Raw genomic sequence first — 19,184 nt, 5'->3', positions numbered from 1 at the left:
CCCTCCCTCTCCCCTCCCCCCCTCCCCTCCCCTCCCCCCCTTTGTTGAGTGTCCAGGACACGCCGTCACCGGGCAGCGCCGAACGGCGTGTCCTGGACACTCAACGGGGTTGCGGGACACACAGCGGCGCCGGCACCCCGCGAGAGCGGAGCGCCGGCGCCGGTGAGGGCGGTCAGCCCGCGGGCGTGGCCGAGGGCGACGGGGTCGGGCTGGTGGTCGCGGTTCCGCCCTGGCCCTGCGTCTCGAGGTCGAGCAGACGCTGCACGGCTGCCGTGAGGCGGGCGTCCTGCGTGGCGAACCCCGCGAGGTCGCCGCTGGTCAGGGCCGCCTGCGCGCGCTTGGAGGGCATCGCGCGCCTCGTTCAGCGCCGCAGCGTAGTCACCGGCGGGCACGGTCGGGCTCGTGGTGCCCCCGCCCCCGCTGCCGTCGCCTTGATCGCTCGGGGTGACGGTCTCGTCACCCGTGTTCGCGCCGGAGTCTCCGCCGAACAGGCTGTCGAGCGCTTCGCTGAGGGTGTTCTCGAACGCGATCTTGTTGCCGAAGGCCACGAGCACGCGCCGCAGCTGTGGCAGCTGCGTGCCGCCCGAGGACTGCACGAACACCGGCTGCACGTACAGCAGGCCGCCGCCCACGGGGAGGGTCAGCAGGTTGCCGTTGAGCACCTGCGACTGCCCCTGCTTCAGAATGTTGATCTGCGACGACACGCTCGTGTCGGAGTCGAAGGTGTTCTGCACCTGGCCGGGGCCGGGCACCGTGGTCGAGGAGTCGATCACGAGCATGCGCAGCTTGCCGTAATCCTCGCGCTTGGTCCCCTGTTGGCTTCCCGCGTTGGAGTCGACGGCGAGATAGCCCGTCAGCACGTTACGTGCCTGCCCGCCCTGGGATGCAGGGATGAAGCTCGTGAACATCGAGTACGACGGATCGTCCTGGTTCGGCATCTTCATCGTCAGGTAATACGGCGGCTGGAAGGCCGCCGGATCCTGCGGGTCGTTCGGGGTGGTCCAGCGGTTGTCCTGCTGGAAGAACGAGCGGGCGTCGTCGACGTGGTAGACGCCGAGCATCGAGCGCTGCACCTTCATCAGGTCGGTCGGATACCGCACGTGACTCATGAGGTCGGCCGACATGTCGGTCCACGGCTTCACGGTGGTGGGGTAGATGTTCTGCCACGCCTTCAGCAGCGGATCCTGGTCGTCCCACGCGTACAGACTCACGGAGCCGTCGTACGCGTCGACCGTGGCCTTGACCGAGTTGCGGATGTAGTTGATGTCATCCAGCGCGTAGGTCGGCTGCGGGTTGTTCGAGTCGGCGATGGCCCGCGACAGCGACACGCTCGTGGAGTACGGGTAGTTCGCGCTCGTGGTGTAGCCGTCGATGACCCACTTGATGCGCCCGTCGACCACGGTGGGGTACGGGTCGCTGTCGAGCGTCAGGTAAGGAGCGAGCTTCTGCACGCGCTCCTTGGGGTTGCGGTCGTACAGGATCTGCGAGTCCGCATTGAGGTAGTCGGAGAACAGGATCTGCTCGGACTGGAACTTCAGCGCGTAGATGAGGCGGTTGAAGACGTTGCCGACGCTCGGCCCGCCGTCGCCCTGGAACGTCGTGCGCGTCTCGGAGCCGCCGTCGGCACCGATCGGGTAGTCGAGCTCGATGGGATCAGCGCCCTCGGGGCCGCCGACGATCGAGTACGGCGGGGACTGCTCGCCGAAGTACACCCGCGGCTCGTAGTTCAGGTCGGTGAGGAAGCCGGTGCCGGGGATCGCCTGCTCGAGGAACACCGGGTCGCCGTCGGCGGTACGCTCGTTGCCCGCGGCCGCCACCATGCCGTAGCCGTGCGTGTACACGAGGGCGGTGTTCTGCCACGAGGCGGCGTCGCCGAGCTGACCGATGTTGAGCTCCCGCAGTGACACGACCGTGTCCTGCGTCTGACCGTTGATCGTGTACCGGTCGACGTCGAGCGGGGTGTTGAACTGGTAGTACGCGCGGTACTGCTCCAGCTGACGAACCGTGGGGCCGATGATCGCGGGATCCATGATCCGCAGCTGTGCGGTGGACTCGGCGTCGTTGCGCAGCTGACCCGCCTGCGCCGTCGTCGTCGCCTCGAAGTCTTCTTTCTGGATGTCGTCGATGCCGTACGCGGCCTTCGTGCCGTCGAGGTTGCGCTGGTAGTACTGGCTCTCGAGGTTCAGCTGGTTCGGGGTGACCTGGAACGTCTTGACCGCCCACGGGATGGCGGCGCCGACGACGATGGCCGAGACCACCAGCAGCGCGGTGCCGATCAGCGGGTAGCGCCAGCGGCCGATGAACGCCGTGACGAAGAAGGCGAGCGCCACGATGACGGCCGCGATCGCGAGGATCGTCTGCCCGGGGATGACGGCATTCGCACCGACGTATCCGGGTCCGGTGATGCGCTCCGAGGGCTCCACGAGGGTGCGGAAGCGGTCCAGCCACAGGCTCGCGCCCTGCAGCAGCAGGTAGACGCCCGCCAGCACCGCGAGCTGGATGCGCGCCGCCTTCGAGATGCGCAGCTCACGCTGGCCCACCCGGACCGAGCCGTAGAGGTACGACACGACTCCGGTAAGCAGCAGACACACGAGCACCACGGCCGACGCGAAGCCCAAGACGGCCGCGTAGAACGGCATCCCGAACAGGTAGAACCCGGTGTCGAGTCCGAACTGGGGGTCGGTGACCGAGGTGGCGACGCCGTTGAACCACAGCCACGTGGTCTCCCACTGCGCCGAGGCGGCGAAACCGGCGAAGAATCCGAAGAAGATCGGGATGCCCCACATCGCCAGACGCCGCAGCGGTTCGACGACCTCCTGGTACCGGTCGAGCTGCGAGCTCAGCCGCGCGTAGACGGGGCGCAAGCGGTAGGCGAGCTGGATGACGCCCCACACCGGGACCGCCATCGCGAGGAACCCGACGACGAACATCACCGCGCGCGCGATCCACTGGGTGGTCAGCACGGTGGTGAAGCCGAGCTGCGCAAACCACAGCCAGTCGGAGTAGAGGTTCGCGAAGACGAAGAACGCAACGACCAGGGCTGCGATCACCGCCAGCGTGATCGAGATGATCCGTCGGGAGCGGTTCGGGGGCGTGGCCTGATTCGGCGCCGAGGTCGTGGTCACCCGTCCATCCTAGGCGCGGCGTTCTCGGGGAATGCCGTGAATGCTACGATCACGAACCACACGTGGGCAGGGCGTCGAGATCGCCCCCGTCACGGATGGTCTGCAGCACCGTGAGCGACTGCGTCAGCGTCGACGTCGAGAAGACCCGGATGCCGTCGGGCACGTGCCCCACGACCTCGTTGCAGTTCGACTCCGGGGCCAGGAAGACGGTGGCTCCGGCGTCGCGGGCGCCGTACAGCTTCTGGCGGATGCCGCCGATCGCCCCCACGTTTCCGTCGGCGTCGATCGTGCCGGTGCCGGCGATGTGCTGACCGCCGGTGAGGTCGCCGGGCGACATCTTGTCGATGATCCCGAGCGCGAACATCATGCCGGCGCTCGGACCCCCGACGTCGTTGAGCTGGATCTTGACGTCGATCGGGAGGTCGAACGACTGCATCAGGGCGATCCCGAGCAGCCACTGCTGCTGACCGTCCACCTCGCGTTGACGGGGTGTCACCTGCACCGTTCCGGGCGTGCCACCACGCTCGTACCCGATGGTCACGGGAGCACCCGCCCGGGCCTGTACCTCGGCGCGCACGGCCTCGACATTGCGTACCTGTGCACCGTCGACGGTGGTGATCACGTCGTCTGGCTGGAGGAGCCCCGCCGAGGCGCCGTCGTCGGTCACGGTGACGACGGTGCTCTGCTGCGGGACGTCGTACCCGAGCTCGCGCAGTGCCGCCGCGCTGGCTTCCACCTGCGAATCGGTCATGAGAGCCGCATTCTCGGTGTTGCGCTGCTCGGTCGTCTGCCCCGCGGGGAAGATACGGTCGATCGGCACGACGGCGCGGGAGCGGTCGAACCAGGCCGACACCAGTTCGACCCACGACGGCGTGCGCTCGCGGTTGCCGCTCACCTGCACCGTGAGCAGGTCGAGCTGGCCCGAGGAGGTGTCATCGTCCTCGTCGGGGACGGAGATGAGCGGCACCTGTTGTCCGTCGGCCCCGGTCGAGGAGCCGAGGGTGTTGAACACCGGACCGGGCTGCTGGATGACGTACGCGGTGGGCAGGAAGGTCATCACGAACAGCACGATCACGGCGATCGCCAGCGACCACGTGCCCACGAGGGCGCGCCGCCGGAGCGGTCGTCGAGGCGTGGGCACGACGGAGACGTTCTCGTCGAAGAGGGTCACGGTCTCAATCCTTTGCCGGGTCGTTCGCGCGCGGCGTAAGCGGCGAGGGGCCGTGCCGGGAGAAGCGGGGAAACGTGCGACTAGCGTAGATCGCGATCCCCATGACCCGGCTGAAAGGCGGCTGAAGTGGCAGACGAGGACCGGAGCCCCGAGGACGAGTTCCAAGAGCTCATGCGTCGCCTCATGTCGGGCGACACCACCGGCATCGATCCGGAGCAGCTGTCCCGCCTGTCGGGCATGCAGATCGACCCCGCCATGCTGCAGCAGGTGATGAATCAGCTGCAGGGCGCGTTCGCCGGCACGCAGGACGGCGTCGACTGGAGCCTGGCCGAACGTCAGGCCCTGCACATCGCCAATCAAGACGGTCTCGGCGTGTCCAGCGGTCAGCGCACCGACCTCGACCAGGCGTTCACCCTGGCGGGGCTCTGGCTGAGTGAGGCGACCACGATCTCCGACCTGCCGCGGCCGGCCCGCGCCGTGACTCGCGGTGCCTGGGTCAGCGCGACCCTGCCCGTCTGGCAGGAGCTCGCCGAGCCCGTGGCGACCAGCATCGCCGACGCGCTCACCGACGCTCTCGGCCAGCAGGCCCCCGACGACATGCAAGAGATGATCGCGGGGGCCGGACGACTCATGCGCACCGTCGGCGGCTCCCTCTTCGCCACGCAGCTCGGCCAGGTCGTCGGGCGGCTGTCGACCGAGGTCGTCGGCGGCGGCGATGTCGGCATCCCCGTCATGCCCGACGGCGACGCAGCGATCCTGCCGCAGAACTTCGCCGACTTCGGCCGCGATCTCGAGATCCCCGACGACCAGCTCGCGCTCTACCTCGCGACCCGCGAGCTCGCGCACGCGCGTCTGTTCCGCCACGCACGTTGGCTCCGCCTGCACGTGATCTCGCAGGTGCGCGACTTCGCACACGGCATCCACGTCGACACCGATGCCCTCGAGGAGCTGGCCTCGCGCTTCGACCCGTCACAGCCGGATGAGCTGCGCAGCGCCCTCGAGAGCGGTGCGCTGCTGCCGGCGCGCTCCGAAGAGCAGACGGCGGCGCTGACCCGCCTCGAGAACCTGCTGGCGACCATCGAGGGGTGGGTCGACGTGGTCACCGAAGACGCGACGTCGCGCCTGCCCGCGGCCGCGCGCATCGCCGAGGCCGTGCGTCGGCGCCGCGCCGTCGGCGGGCCCGCCGAGCAGGCGCTGGGGTCGCTGGTCGGGCTCGAACTGCGACCGCGACGCATGCGCGAGGCGGCGACGATGTGGCGATCGGTCACCGACGCCGTCGGCGTGGCCGCGCGCGACGCACTCTGGGACTACCCCGACCTCATGCCCTCGGCCGACGACATCGACGACCCCGCCGCGCTGGTCGCCCGTCTCACCGCCACCTCGCGGGGCGAGACGGTGCCGGCGGATGCCATGGACGACGCCCTCGCGCAGCTCATCGCCGAGGAGACGGGCGAGCAGACCACCGACGACGACGCGAGCCCCGACGACGAGGGCGGCGACGCCGCTCCGGAGGACCAGCGCCCGGTGTGAACCGTCGCGTCGTGCCCCACCCGGGGCGCGACCACGCGGCGCGGGCCGCTCCCGTGGGTGCCTCGCGCCGGGCGGGTGCGCCGCGCCGGGCGGGTGCGTCACGCCGGGCGGGTGCGTCACGCAGGGCGGGTGCGTCACGCAGGGCGGGTGCGCCGCGCCGGGCGGGTGCGCCGCGCCGGGCGGGTGCGCCGCGCCGGGCGGGTGCGTCACGCTCGCGTGGGCGGGAGACGCCCCTCCTCCCCATCCTCGCCGCGGGAACGACGGCTGGGGACAGCGGCATCCGAAGCGTTCGGCTGGGCCATCATCGGGCCATGATCCGACTCGACCCCGCCGCTCCCCCGCTCTGGCTCGACGACGGCAGCGTGCAATTCGGCGCGCCGGCCGTCGCCCGCGTCACCGCCCCGTCGCCCTGGCTCGACGCCTTCGTGCTCGCGCTCGACGCGGGGACGACCGCGCCGGCGTTGCGCGCGCTGACCCGCGTGCGCGGCGGGACCGACCGCGATGCCGATGCGTTGCTCGCGCAAGTGTCACCGGCCCTGCGCCGCGTCAGACGCCGCGTTCCCCTCGTCGTCCAAACGGCTGACGACCTGCCCGCGAAAGCGGTGCGTGCCGTCCTCGCGGCGCTCCCCGGGCCCACCCGGGCGATTCCGTGGGCGGGCGTGGCGACCGAGCCCGTCGTCCCCGGTACGCGCGTGGTCGTACTGGCGGCCCACCGGGTCGACCCTCGCCGCACCGCACTGTACGTGCGCGACGACGTCGTGCACCTCCCGCTCGTGCTCGATGGGGCGAGCGCGACCGTGGGTCCGGTCGTCGTGCCCGGACGCACCGCATGCCTGGCCTGCCTCGACGCGGCGCGCCTGCGGGAAGAACCGCTCTGGCCGATGCTCGCCGCTCAGCTGCTGGCGCGGCCCCGGCCCGTCGTCGACGCAGCCCTCGCCGCCGAAGCGGGGCGGGCGGCGAGCGCGCTGCTCACCTGCCCGGTCGCCGAGACGACGCGGTCGCTGCGTTTGCGCGTCGATTCGTTCCGGCGGGTCTGGGCGTTGCATCGACCGAGTGAAGACTGCCACTGCCGATCTCTCGAAGAAAGCGCGACGGCGAGCGCTCCATCCGCCCGTGTCCACGTGCCCAGCTGACCGACAGCGTGCGGGCGGCGCGCGTGACCCCGACGTAGGCGAGGCGTCGTTCCTCGTCGACGGCCTCGAACGTCTTCGCGTACGAGATGGGGAGCAGGCCCTCGCTCACTCCGACGAGGTAGACGTGGTCCCACTCCAGGCCCTTCGCCGCGTGGAGCGTCGCGAGAGTGACCGTGCGGGTGGTCGGCTCGTGCTGATCGCGCGCGCGGGCCTGCAGATCGTCGGTGAAACCGCGCACGTCGGTACCGGGCGGCGCGTCCTCGGCCAGGCGCAGCAGAGCGGCGCGCGCCTCCCAGGCCTCGCGCAGTGCTCCCCCCGCCTCGGGCGGATCGTCGGTGAGCCCGACGCTGCGCAGCACGTCGCGCACGGTGGCGAGAAACCCCGTCTCCATCGGCGCCACCGACGCCGCGCGCAACGCCATCAGGGCCTGGCGCACCTCGGGGATGTCGAAGAACTTGCGTCCGCCCAGCACCGACGCGGCCACACCCACCGCCGACAGGGCCGACAGCAGAGCCGCCGACTGCGCGTGCGAGCGGTACAGCACGGCGATGTCGTGCGGATCGACGCCCCTCGCCAGCGAGTCCGCGATCGAGCGGGCGACCGCCGCCGCTTCCGCTTCGTCGTCGTCGAATGCGCGCACGGTGGGGGCGGGCACGTCGTCGTCGCGAGCCGCGATCAGTTCGAGAGCGCCGGCCCGGCCGCGCATGAGGTCGTTCGCCACCGCGAGCACCGGCGCGCTCGAGCGGTAGTTGCGTTCGAGTCGCACGACGCGTGCATCGTCGTGCGTGCGCGCGAAGTCGAGCAGGAAGCGCGCGTCGGCACCCGTGAACGAGTACACCGTCTGACTGGCATCCCCCACCACGCACAGGTCGCGGCGGTCCCCCAGCCACAGTTCGAGCAGGCGGTTCTGCAGCGGAGAGACGTCCTGGAACTCGTCGACGGTGAAGTGACGGTACTGCTCGCGCACCGCAGCCGCCACACGCGGCTCCGCCTCGATCATCCCCGCGCACGTCAGGAGCACGTCTTCGAAGTCCATCTGTCGCCGCTCGTCTTTGAGCTTCTCGTACGCGTGCTGCAGGGCGACGACCTGGTCGACGCCGAGGCGACCGACACCCTCCGGCCGGTCCCGGGCGTACTGCTCGATCGAACGCAGCGTGACCTTGCGCCATTCGATCGCCGCGGCGACGTCGCGCAGCGTCGCGGTGTCGGGCGCGAGTCCCACCCCGTCGGCGGCATGGGCGAGCATGCGCACCTTGTTGTCGATGATCGACGGCGCCTGGTCCCCCGCCAGGGTGGGCCAGAAGAAGTTGACCTGGGCGAGTGCCGCGGCGTGGAAGGTGCGCGCCGACACCCCCGTCACCCCGAGGGCACGCAGACGTCCGCGCATCTCGCCGGCGGCCTTCGCGGTGAAGGTCACCGCCATGACCCGCTGCGGGGAGTATGCCCCCGTGTCGACGCCGTGGGCGATGCGCCGCGTGATCACGCGCGTCTTGCCGGTTCCCGCGCCCGCGAGCACGCACACCGGGCCGCGCAGGGCCCGGGCGGCTTCGAGCTGATGCTCGTCGAGGCCTTCGAGAGGACCGGTCATGCCACGCCCCGGGCCCAGTCGTCGATGAGCCGGCGGGCGATGGATGCCGGGCCGGGAAGCTGTACGGGCCCCTCACCGCGCAGCGCGGAGCCGATCTCTTCGCGGTCGAACCAGCGCACCTCGACGATCTCTTCGCCGTCGGGGCGCGCCTCGGCCTCGTCGACGACGCGCGCACGGAATCCGAGCATGAGCGAGCGCGGGTACGGCCACGCCTGTGAGCCGCGGTACACGACACCGCTCAGGCGCACCCCGGCCTCTTCGCCCACTTCGCGTTCCACGGCATCCTCGAGCGACTCCCCCGCTTCGGCGAACCCCGCGAAGCACGAGTACCGGCTGCCGCCCCACGCGGCGTTCGCGCCCAGCAGCACACGGTCGTCTTCGGAGGTGACGAGCACGATGACCGCGGGGTCCGTCCGCGGGAAGTGCTCGCGCCCACACGACGGGCAATGCCGCGACCATCCCGCGTGCCGCACCTCGGCGAGCGTGCCGCAGGCGGGGCAGAACGGCGCGTCGCGCAGCCATCCGGCCAACGCGACCGCGGTCGTGAAGACCTCGGCCTCGACGACGGGCAGGTCGCCGCCCCCGGTCCGCAGCGCCGTCCACACGGCATCCGGCATGCCGTCGACGTCGGCGTCGTCGTCGAGCGCGGCCAGCAGGAGCGCGGCGCCGTCGGAGGTGCGCCCGAGGAAGGCCCACGCGAGCGGTTGCCCGACGCCCGCCACATCGAGCAGATGGAGTCGCCCGTCGAGGACCGGCGCCGCATCACGGCGAACGGCCAGGACGCGCGTGTCGGCGGCGGAGCGGAGGGTGTCGAGCAGGTCGGTGCCGTCACGTTCGACGGCGGAGCGGTCGAGGGCGGCGTCGAGCGGGCGAGTCTCGGGGGAAGACGTGGGAAGCGGCATCGAACACCTCTCTCAAGGGCGTGGCGCGGGCGGGTGAGCGAGGGCCCGACCTACCCTGGGGGGCATGCCACGCTCGCCCCTCATTTTAGCCGCGTCGGCGACCGCGGCCCTGCCGCGGACCGCCATCACGAGTGTCAGCGCGCTGACCGAGAACGCCGGCGGGAGGTTCGACACCGCCCTCGCCCGCACCGACGACGGGCGCGAGGTCGTGGTGCGCATGCCCGCCGACGAAGACGCCGGCGCCGACCTCGCAGCAGAGTCGCGCGCCCTGCACGCGCTCACCCCGGGTGTGCGGGCGCTGCTGCCCTTCGCGGTCCCCGAGGTGGTCGGTGAGACCGGGTCGGGAGCGAACCGGGTGCTCGTGGTGGGGCGGATCGAGGGGTACCGCATCGAACCGGCGCACCTGCCGAAAGGCCCCGGGTACGCGCCCGCGATCGGTGGCGCCCTCGCGGCCGTGCACGCACTGCCGGTGTCGATCGTGCGCACCGACGGACTGCCCGTACGCTCGCCCGAGCAGGTGCGCGACGACGTGCGGCGTCTGCTCGACAGGGCCGACGCCACCGGCCGCGTCAGCGACGCGCTCATGCTCCGCTGGCGCCGGGCTGTCGAGGTCGACGAACTCTGGAGGTTCGAGGCCGCTGTCGTCCTCGGCGGTGCGACGAGCTCGTCGGTCCTGCTCGCCGACGATGACGACGACGTGCCCCACGTCGTCGGCCTGCTCGACTGGGCGGGTCTGAGCGTGGGAGACCCGGCGTTGGATCTGCGGTGGATCGCCTCCGCACCCCTGGCCGCCGACGACGTGCACGCCGGCTACGCCGCCGGTGCCGAGCGGTCTCCCGACCCGCTGCTGCGGGAGCGGGCGCGCCTGTACGCCGAGCTCGAGTTCGCGCGCTGGCTCGTGCACGGGACCGACGCCGGCCAGCCCGACGTGGTCGCCGACGCGGTGGCCCTGCTCGACGCGCTCGCGGAGGGTGTGCGCGGAGACCACATCGTGCCGGACGCGCGGAGCGACATCGACGACGCGCTCGCCCTCGTCGACAGTGTTCCCCCGGTGGCGACGGCGGCCGCCGTGGACACGTCCATGCAGACCGACGCCTATGACCCCGAGGCCCTGTCGCTGTACCTGTCGGCCGAACGCGACCGCGCCGCCGCGGCCGAAGCACTGGCCGAGGCCCTCGCGGCCGATTCGGATCAGGATGCCGAGACGGGGGCGCTCGCGTTCGGCCCCGCGATCATCGACGACGCGCAGACCGCGGATCCCGGGGCGACCGAGCCGATCGATCTCGAGGGCTGGACGGACTCCCCGCTCTCCCGTCCCCGCGTCGCGGACGGCGAGCCGACGGCATCGTCACCCGACGGGACCACCAGCGAGCCGGCCCCCGAGCCCGCGCTCACCCACGGCGACGGGTCGCTTCCCACCTGGACCAGGGACGAGGGCCCTGCACTCCGCGACGCGGAGGCCCCCGACGACGAAGAGGAGGCTGCGCGCGCGAGTCGCGCTGCCCTGCGCCGCTGGGGCGTGGCACGATACGACGCCTGATCGAGCCTCGGTCGCGCTCGGCGCCGACCCGGGGCTGCTCCGCACCTCGATCGTGACGCGACGGTACTCTGCCGGGGCGTGCCGCACGGCAGGGCGCGGCGTCCGGACGCCCGATCGGGTCCCGGCATCCGCCACACGGGGCGCGTCCGAATGACGCCGGATGGTCAGCCGCGCAGCACCAGCTCATCGCCCACGTAGAACAGCGCGACGTCGATGAGATCGAGGTCGATGCCGTGCTTCGCGTGATAGGCCTCGCGGTAGAGCTCGAGCTGCACCATACGCGACTGACGCTCCGCCGCGGTCTGGGGCGGGCGGCCGGTCTTCCAGTCGACGATCTCGTAGCGTTCCCCGCGGCGGTAGACGGCGTCGAGCTTGCAGATGACCACGTGTTCGCGACCGTCGAGCCTGGTCGTGACGAAATCGATCTCGGTCTCGACCTCGAGCGGTTGCAGCGGTGCCCATTCCGAACGCTCGAAGCACTCCCGCAACCGCCGCAGCTCGGCCGCGTCGGCCAGCGACGCCCCGGCGTCGTCGTCGTCCCACAGGCCGTCGTCATCGAGGCCGTTACCCGCGCCGACCAGCCCCGAGCGCTGCTCCACCCACGCGTGAAACAGTGTGCCCAGTCGCGTCTGTCGGTAGGGACGCTCCGGCATCGGGCGACGCAGCTGCTCGACGGCATCGCCGTAGTCGGCGACGAAGTCTTTGAAACGCGACGCCGGGATGCGTGTGGGAGCCGGAGTGTGGGCGGGGCGCAGCCGTGCCGCGCGTTCGGCGAGCAGCAGCTCCAGATCGGGGTCGGGCTCGTCCGGCGCGGCGGCGCGAGCGGCATTCACCGCCGATGCCGCCGCCGAGACCGCCGTGCGCCGCGAGCCCAGCGGATCCAACGGCCAGTGCAGCACACGACGTTCGCCGTCGTACGGATCGTCGCCGGGCTCGTCGATCGCGAGGTCGATCCCGAGCGCTTCGGTCGCCTCGTCGAGAAAGACGCTGGGGCGCCGCGGCTTCTTCGTTCCCGACCAGCTCGAGCCCGACAGCAGCAAGTGGTCACGGGCGCGCGTGAAAGCGACGTAGGCGAGACGGCGGTCCTCGTCGAGCTGCCGGGCCCGGTTGTCGGCGACGAAGGCGTCGATCGCAGCTTTCACGTCTTGCTGGGTCTCGGCGCCACGCCACCCGAACACCGGCAGCCACGCGGAATCGCCGCGGAACTCGGAGGGGAGGATGCCGAATCCCAGCCACCCCTTGGTGTCGCGCGCCAGCGATGGGAGCTCGTCGGTGACGAGACGCACGACCGCGACAGCATCCCACTCGAGTCCCTTCGACCCGTGGATGGTCAGCAGCTGAACGACGTCGTCTTCGGGCGGCTCGGTGCGCGGTGCAAACTCGTCGGCCTGCTCGGCGTGGTCGAGCCACGCCAAGAGGCTCGCGACCGAGCCCGACTCGTCCGCGGCGAGGAACCCGCGGATCTCGTCCACGAATGCGCGCAGCTGAGCCGAGGCGATACGCGCAGGCCCCCGCGATTCGTTCGCCGCCAGTTCGATGTCCAGACGCAGCTCGGTCTCGATGAGGCGGATCAGCTCGGGGATCGGGGCACCGACGCTGCGCCGCAGACCCGCGAACACCGCACCGGCGTCGCGAAGCCGCGCGCGTCCTTCCGGTGTGATGTCGGCGAGCCAGCCGTGGCCGTCGGTCTGACGGGTGAGGAAGTCGAGCGCGTCCACGAGCGATGCCCGGTCGGCACCCGGGGTGGAGCGCAGACGGTCCACGACGTCGGGGGCGAGCGGCTGCAGCGCCACGTCATGGGTGGCAAGACGCCGGGCGAGCTGGGCGAGCGCACGCAGGTCGGAGAGTCCGATGGCCCATCGCGGACCGGAGAGCAGGCGGATGAGCGCGGACCCGGCCTCGGGGTCGCTGATGACCCGCAGCGCCGAGACCACGTCGACCACCTCGGGGGTCGTGAGCAGACCCCCGAGCCCCAGGATGCGATGAGGGATCCCCCGCCGCCCGAGGGCATCGCCGAAGCGCACCATGTGCTTCTTGCTGCGGAAGAGCACCGCACCCGTCGTCGCTTTCCCCTCGGCGGCGCGAGCGGCGCGCACCCCGACGAACCACGACGCCACGCGGTCGGCCTCGGTGTCGAGATCGTTCTCGAACACCGCCTCGACGACGCCCACGGGTGCGCCGGGGCGCGGGCCGAGTTCGCCGACCTCGACCGCTGCGCGCGCGGCGAGCGGCGCCAGCACCGCGTTGGCGGCACGCAGCACCGAGGCGCTGTTACGCCAACTCGTCAGCAACGAGAAGCGTCGGCATCCGCCCGCGGGCGCGAAGGCGGAGGGGAAACCGCCCAGGTTGCCGGCGCTGGCGCCGCGCCAGCCGTAGATGGCCTGATGGGGGTCGCCCACGGCCATCACCCCCGTCCCGGCGAAGAGCGTCGCGAGCAGGTCGGTCTGCACCACGGAGGTGTCCTGATACTCGTCGAGCAGCACCACCCGGAACCGGGCGCGCAGCTCATCCACCACCGCGGGATGCTCGCGCACGATGCGCAGGGCGCCCGCGACCTGGTCGGCGAAGTCCATGACGCCGACGCGGGCCTTCTCGCGGTCGTAGTCGGCCGCGAGGGCGGCGAGCAGTGACAACGCCGAGACTCTCGAGGCCGCCTCGCCCACCTCTTTGTAGACGCTGACGCGTGCCGAGGTCGACGGGCGTTCCACGATGCGAGCGAACTCGTCGGGGAAGGCGGCGAGACGCTCGAGGTCGACGAGATTGTCGACACCGTCGCGGGCGATCCGCAACGCCGCGTCGATGAGCGTGCGCGGCGATTCCTGCCGCTCTTCGAGTCGCGGATCGTCGGAGGCGAACACCACCCGGCGCATGAGCAACCACGCCGCCGACTCCGAGAGCACCGCCGCCTCGGCGTCGCGGCCGATGCGCACGCCGTGCTCTCGCACGATCGCATCGGCGAAGCTGTTGTACGTCGAGACGGTGGGCCGGTGCAGCAGCTGGTCGCCGTCGTCGGCGGCGGCGACGTCGGCGCCCACCTCGGCCGCCAGCGCGTCGAGTGCTGCGCGACGGGCGATGTCTCCCTGCGCCCCCTCGACGCGCGCGAGCTCGGCGAAGACCGTCAGCCGGCCCGCCGCGTGCAGAGCGGGGAGGAAGGGCAGGAGCCCCCGCGCCTCGAACTCGGCGAGCCGTTGCAGACGGCGCTGGATGCGCTCCGCCAGCTCGCCCGCGGCCTTGCGCGTGAAGGTCAGCCCGAGCACCTCGTCTCGCCGGACGAGCCCGTTCGCGACGAGCCACACGACGCGCCCGGCCATCGTCTCGGTCTTGCCGCTGCCCGCGCCCGCCACGACGAGCGCGGGAGCCAGCGGCGCCTCGATGACGGCCGTCTGTTCCTGCGTCGGGGTAAACTGCCCGAGGGCGGCGGCGATGACCGCCGCACGCAACGGCGCGCTCATGAGGCGCTCACCGCCGCCACGGTATGGATGCGGCACAGGCCGTGCGAGAACTCGTCGCGACAGTGCACCTCGTACGGGGCCGCGAAGCTCGCGCCGCGCATGACCGCGACGGCGCGCTGCACCCGGCCCACGAACGCCGCCCGCTGCTCGTCGTCGAACGGCTTCTGCATCGGCTCGGCGTACTCCTTGGTCGCGGCGGTCGGGCGCAGCACGAGCAGCTTCGCTCCCCCGGGGACGAGTCCGGCGACCGGCTCGATCGCGCCCGACGAGAACGCCAACTGGTAGGCGGCCAGCTGCGGATTGTCGGCGACCTTCGCGTCGGTCTGCGGCTCGTTCTTGCCGGTCTTGAGGTCGACGATCACGACCTCTCCCGCGGGAGTGACCTCGACGCGGTCGATGTCACCGCTGAGAACGGCGCGGTGCTCGCCCGCATCGTCGATCGGGATGGGCACCTCGAAGTGTCTCTCCGCACCGATCAGCCGCCCACCCGCGTCGTCGAAACGCCTCAGGTAGGTGGCGAGGCGACGCACGAGGTCGCGGGCCCGGGCACGCTCCGCGCGCTCGCGCCACGCGGCGTCGAACACCAGTTCGCCCCAGCGTTCGTCGACGACGGCCCACAGGTCGTCTTCTGAGATGGATGACGCGGTCTCGAGCGCGGCATGGATGATCGTGCCGATGCCGGCCGTCGTGCCCCCGCGATCGCCGCCGAGGTCGGCGATGACCCAGTCGAGCTCGCACTGTTCGAGCGCGTGCAGACGCGATGGTGAGACGCGCACGTCTTCTGTGGAGAGGTCGCGCAGGGGTCCGGTGGAACTGGGTGCCGCGACGCCGTACCACTGCTCGGCGGCGGCGCCCGCGACGCCGGACGCTGCGAGCAGGGCGAGCTGCCCCGCCGCGTGCGCGCGCTCGCGCGCGGGGACTCGGGCGGCGGTGAGGGTGCGTCGGTGCCGCGCGACGAGGCCGCGTAGCGACAGCGGATGTTCCGGGATCGCCGACGCGGGCTCGGGCGTCGGCAGCATCTCGAACAGCACGCTGGGACCGGAGTCGTCGTCGTCGACCGCGGTGACCACCAGACGAGCGTGAGCACGGCTGATGGCGCGCACGAACAGCCGGAGCTCGTCGTGCATGGCCGCGCGACGACGATCGAGCATGCCCGCGGCGGGCAGATCGGGCTGTTGCACGGCGTCGGCCAGCCGCCAGGTCTCGAGCAGGCCGCCGCGCAGCCGGGTGTTGGGCCAGACGCCGTCTTGCACGCCGGCCACGATGACGGTGTCGAACGCGGTGCCCGCGGCGGCGGCGGGTGTCAGTACGCGCACCGCATCGGTCACGGCAGGCTGCTCGATACGGTCTTCGGCGACATCGCTGTCGATGACAGCCCGCAAGAACACCGCCGCCTCGCCGTCGGGCTCGCGTTCGGTGAAGCGCTTGGCCGCCTGGAAGAGGGCGACGACCGCGTCGAGATCGCGCTCGGCCTGTTCAGCGAGGGGACCGTGCCCCTTCGCGGCCTCGCGCCAGACTCGCGCCAGGCCGCTGCGCTCCCACGCTGCCCAGAGCAGCTCGTGCGCGGTGGCCTTGGCTTCGGCGAGACCGCGAACGACGGCGAGAGTCTGGCCCAGTCGCACGGCGCGACGAGCCTCGCGGGTGTCGACGGTCTCGAGCTCGAGGGGGAAGCGCAGCCCCGACACGAGCAGATCGCTCGCGGCGCGCGTTCCCCCCGCGGCGAGCTCTTCATGGCGCAGGGCCGTGCGCAGACGCCGCAGTTCGATGGGGTCGAGGCCGCCATAGGTGCCCAGCAGGGCGTCGGTCACCGCATCCGGTGTCCACCCGTCGGGATCGCGCATGCCGAGTTCCACCAGCGCGACGAGGTCGCGGACGGGCCGCTGCACGCCGAGCGCGAGCCCGGGGCCGCTCGCCCGGGCGGGCACCTCGCGCGCCGCGAGCTCGGCTTCGAGCGTGGCCACCTGACGGGAGTCGTGCGCGATCACGGCGCACGCGCCCCAGGCGACGCCATCGAGCACATGGCGTTCGCGCAGCAGGCGAGCGATCGCGTCGGCCTCCTCGGCGGGCGAGCGCAGCAGGTAGGTGCGCACTCCTCCGAGGGGCGGTACGCCGACGGGTGCGCGACGGTGTGCCACCACCCCCGCGGCCCCGATGCGCGCAGCGACCCGCCGCACGAGGTCGACGTGCTCGGCGGTGCCGCGGTGCGGGTGCCCCAGTGCGGTCGTGGTGCCCAACTCCCGTGCCAAGCGCGCCAAATTCTCCGGCGTGGCGCCGCGGAAGGCGCCGGAGCCGACGTCGGGGTCGCCGAAGGCCACGACGCCGACCCCGAGGTCGCGCCACGCGCACAGCAGGTCGATCCCCCCGGCGGTGAGCTCCTGCGCGTCGTCGACGAGGATGCAACGCAACGTCGAGAAGCGCCCGAGCAGCTCACGCTGCGCGCGTGCCCCATCGGTGACGGCCACGGCCTCGCGAGCGAGATCGGCCGCGTCGCGGTGCGCGCCGCGCATCGACGCCCGCACGGCGCGGTACTCGTCGGCGAACGACGCGAGCGACGCCCACACGGGGAGCCCGTGCCGCTCGGCCAGGTGCCGCAGCCCCGCGGAGTCGACGCCGAGATCGGTGCACTCGGCGAGGAACGCGCGCAGGTCGCCGCGGAAACCCCGCGTGCTCCGGATGGCGGGGCCGAGCCAGTCGGGCCACCGCGACACGCCCTCGGCCTCGTCGAGCGCGTCTCCATCGAGCAGGTCGCGGATGATCTGGTCTTCGTCACCGCCCGTGAGCAGCTGGGGCGGCTCGGCACCGCGTCGCACCTCCGCACCGCGCACCAGTTGGAAGGCGAACGACGCGAGGGAACGGGCGAGCGCTCCCGCCGTGGCCCGACCGACCGCCAGGGCCAACGGATCGCGCAGCGCCGTCGCAGCGGGCCGTGTGGGGGTGAGCACGAGCAGATGGTCGGGGTCGACCCCGGATGCCACGAGCTCGCGCACCCGCGTGAGCAGCGTCGACGTCTTGCCCGCGCCGGGGGCGCCGACCACCACTCCGCTCGCGTCGACCGGCCACTGCACGACCGCGCGCTGTTCGTCGTCGAGCCGGTCGGACGACAGCCACGCCGGCGCACCGCCCGCCGGTGGACCACCCGCCGGCACGGACTCCGACGGCACGGACTCCGCCGGCACACCGCCCGCGGACGGGCGCGGAGAGGCCACCCGGTCGGGCGTGACGTCGGCGGAGAACTGCATGGCATCCACGCTAACGGCGACCTCCGACATCGCCGGCGGGCGCCCGCGTTCGCCATCCGCGAAGCGACGCCCCGAGCGGGACGCGGTGTCGGAGGGCTGCCCTAGAGTCGAAGAACGCGCCGGGCCGACCGCGGCCCGCGGGGAAAGGACGCATCGTGGAGATCCGCATCGGCATCACCAACACCGGCCGCGAGCTGAACTTCGAGACGAACGAAAGCTCGGACGCCGTGAAGTCGGCCGTCGCCGCCGCCCTCGACAACTCCGCCAGCCACGTCACGTTCACCGATGTGAAGGGCAACTCCTACCTCGTGCCCACCGCCAATCTCGCGTTCGTCGAGCTGGGCACCGAAGAGGCCCGCCGCGTCGGTTTCGTCGCCTGAGCGGGCACCCGTGCAGATTCTGCTCGGTCTGATCCTGGGGGCCGTCGTCGGCCTCGCCGCACACGCGTCACTGCCGCACCGCGCACTGCGCGGCGCGGCGCTCGCGCCTTTCGCGGGCGCCGCCGCCACGGCCGTGGTCTGGACCGCCCTCACGTGGGCCGGCCTGGGCCTCGACTCCCCCGTGCTGTGGATCGTCGCCGTCGCCGCGCCCGCTCTCACCACGTTCCTGCTCGTGCCCCTGCTCAGCCGCGCGCGGCAGTCCCACGACGCCGCCGACCGGGCGCGCCTCGGCCTCTGACACCGCTCGAGGACGCGTCGGCTCGCCGCCGCCGCACATACGCGCGAGGCGGAGTTCGAACCCGCGTCAGAGCGCGAGCGACGCTCGGTCCTCGAACGAGATCACGCCGCCAGGCCCATGGCATCCATGCGGCGCGCGTGAGCGCCCATCAGCCCGCTGAAGACGGGTTCGACCTTGGCTTCTTCGTCGCGGTCGAGCTGACCGTGGCGAAGAGCCGCGCGCGCGACCAGCAGCGTGTCGCCCACGAGACGACGGCCCCACAGCGCGAGCAGCCATCGCCACTCCTCGTCGCTCTCGATCGCGGCGCCGAGGATCTCGACGATCGCCTGCCGGTCGTCGTCGGCCTGCAGAATACGGGCGACGCGGCGACCGGTCTCGCCGTAGCTCGATGACAGGGCGAGGTAGAAATCGTCGAGCATCCCGGCCGTGATGTGCACGGTGAGCATCGTCTCCTGCGGCCGCACCCCGTGGGTGTTGCGGCGGAAGGCGTCGAGCGACTCGCGAAAGGGCAGCATGAGTTGCGTGGGGTCGGCGCCGCGCTCGCGGATGAGAGCGACGAGCTCCTGGTGCTTGATGAGCGCCGCGCCCGCCGCCCGCGAGAGCGACTCCTTCTCGGCGAGCTCGGGTGTCAGCGCGATCAGCTCGCTGAGGGTCTCGAAGAACCCCAGTTGCAGGTAGGCAGCCTGACCGAGGAAGGTCTCGACCTCGGGCGCGAGCTCGGCGAAGTCGACGCGCATCGCGTCGCCGAGATCTCCGCGCGAACGCAGCTGCAGGGTACGGCCCACCGGGCGCTGGCGACGACGCAACCACTCGAACACGCCCCCAG

10 protein-coding genes and 1 pseudogene are annotated in these 19,184 nt (G+C 72.0%); 4 read left to right on the top strand and 7 right to left on the bottom strand.

Going from position 1 to position 19,184, the window contains the following annotated elements; translation table 11 throughout:
* Positions 1-172: 172 nt before the first annotated feature.
* Positions 173-3,125: pseudogene (locus tag QE412_RS01885) on the bottom strand (UPF0182 family membrane protein).
* Positions 3,126-3,174: 49 nt separating this feature from the next.
* Complete coding sequence (locus tag QE412_RS01880) at positions 3,175-4,296, bottom strand: YlbL family protein (RefSeq protein ID WP_307479455.1); 1,122 nt, start codon at positions 4,294-4,296, stop codon at positions 3,175-3,177.
* Positions 4,297-4,422: 126 nt separating this feature from the next.
* On the opposite strand from QE412_RS01880, the gene QE412_RS01875 reads away from it, so the two are divergent.
* Complete coding sequence (locus QE412_RS01875) at positions 4,423-5,826, top strand: zinc-dependent metalloprotease (RefSeq protein WP_307479452.1); 1,404 nt, start codon at positions 4,423-4,425, stop codon at positions 5,824-5,826.
* A 969-nt stretch (positions 5,827-6,795) separates the two neighbouring features.
* Here the strand turns inward: QE412_RS01875 and QE412_RS01870 are convergent.
* Together QE412_RS01870 and nudC are read right to left on the bottom strand one after the other, a co-directional pair.
* A complete protein-coding gene (locus QE412_RS01870; protein ID WP_307479450.1) occupies positions 6,796-8,547 on the bottom strand; it encodes an ATP-dependent helicase in 1,752 nt (583 codons plus the stop codon).
* On the bottom strand, positions 8,544-9,449 hold the full coding sequence (gene nudC, locus QE412_RS01865; RefSeq protein WP_307479446.1) for an NAD(+) diphosphatase: 906 nt from the start codon (positions 9,447-9,449) through the stop codon (positions 8,544-8,546). Before nudC ends, QE412_RS01870 begins: the two co-directional genes overlap by 4 nt.
* Before the next feature lie 64 nt (positions 9,450-9,513).
* On the opposite strand from nudC, the gene QE412_RS01860 reads away from it, so the two are divergent.
* Positions 9,514-10,989: a phosphotransferase gene (locus QE412_RS01860; RefSeq protein WP_307479443.1), complete on the top strand. Its 1,476-nt coding sequence runs from the start codon at positions 9,514-9,516 to the stop codon at positions 10,987-10,989.
* A 164-nt stretch (positions 10,990-11,153) separates the two neighbouring features.
* Here the strand turns inward: QE412_RS01860 and QE412_RS01855 are convergent, their stop codons facing one another.
* Together QE412_RS01855 and QE412_RS01850 are read right to left on the bottom strand one after the other, a co-directional pair.
* Positions 11,154-14,441, bottom strand: coding sequence for an ATP-dependent DNA helicase (locus QE412_RS01855; RefSeq protein ID WP_307479440.1), 3,288 nt, complete (start codon positions 14,439-14,441; stop codon positions 11,154-11,156).
* The gene (locus QE412_RS01850; protein ID WP_307479438.1) at positions 14,438-17,680 is read right to left on the bottom strand and encodes an ATP-dependent helicase; all 3,243 of its coding nucleotides are present in this window, start codon (positions 17,678-17,680) and stop codon (positions 14,438-14,440) included. Before QE412_RS01850 ends, QE412_RS01855 begins: the two co-directional genes overlap by 4 nt.
* A gap of 155 nt (positions 17,681-17,835) precedes the next feature.
* On the opposite strand from QE412_RS01850, the gene QE412_RS01845 reads away from it, so the two are divergent.
* Both QE412_RS01845 and QE412_RS01840 read left to right on the top strand, forming a co-directional pair.
* Complete coding sequence (locus QE412_RS01845; protein ID WP_307479436.1) at positions 17,836-18,060, top strand: DUF3107 domain-containing protein; 225 nt, start codon at positions 17,836-17,838, stop codon at positions 18,058-18,060.
* 10 nt (positions 18,061-18,070) lie between these two features.
* Positions 18,071-18,358: a hypothetical protein gene (locus QE412_RS01840; RefSeq protein WP_307479432.1), complete on the top strand. Its 288-nt coding sequence runs from the start codon at positions 18,071-18,073 to the stop codon at positions 18,356-18,358.
* A 101-nt stretch (positions 18,359-18,459) separates the two neighbouring features.
* On the opposite strand, the gene QE412_RS01835 is transcribed toward QE412_RS01840, so the two are convergent.
* The gene (locus tag QE412_RS01835; RefSeq protein ID WP_307479430.1) at positions 18,460-19,176 is read right to left on the bottom strand and encodes a ferritin-like fold-containing protein; all 717 of its coding nucleotides are present in this window, start codon (positions 19,174-19,176) and stop codon (positions 18,460-18,462) included.
* Positions 19,177-19,184: the final 8 nt, after the last annotated feature.

It is taken from the genome of Microbacterium trichothecenolyticum, from assembly GCF_030818955.1.
GTDB lineage: Bacteria > Actinomycetota > Actinomycetes > Actinomycetales > Microbacteriaceae > Microbacterium > Microbacterium trichothecenolyticum_B.
The sequence above is the reverse complement of the archived record's forward strand: the minus strand, read 5'-3'. Positions and strand labels throughout refer to the sequence as shown.

What these genes read in the sequence shown, in the direction of transcription:
- nudC (WP_307479446.1), bottom strand. Translation starts at nt 9,449, where the DNA reads ATGCCGCTTCCCACGTCTTCCCCCGAGACTCGCCCGCTCGACGCCGCC.
- QE412_RS01870 (WP_307479450.1), bottom strand. Translation starts at nt 8,547, where the DNA reads ATGACCGGTCCTCTCGAAGGCCTCGACGAGCATCAGCTCGAAGCCGCC.
- QE412_RS01860 (WP_307479443.1), top strand. Translation starts at nt 9,514, where the DNA reads ATGCCACGCTCGCCCCTCATTTTAGCCGCGTCGGCGACCGCGGCCCTG.
- QE412_RS01850 (WP_307479438.1), bottom strand. Translation starts at nt 17,680, where the DNA reads ATGCAGTTCTCCGCCGACGTCACGCCCGACCGGGTGGCCTCTCCGCGC.
- QE412_RS01855 (WP_307479440.1), bottom strand. Translation starts at nt 14,441, where the DNA reads ATGAGCGCGCCGTTGCGTGCGGCGGTCATCGCCGCCGCCCTCGGGCAG.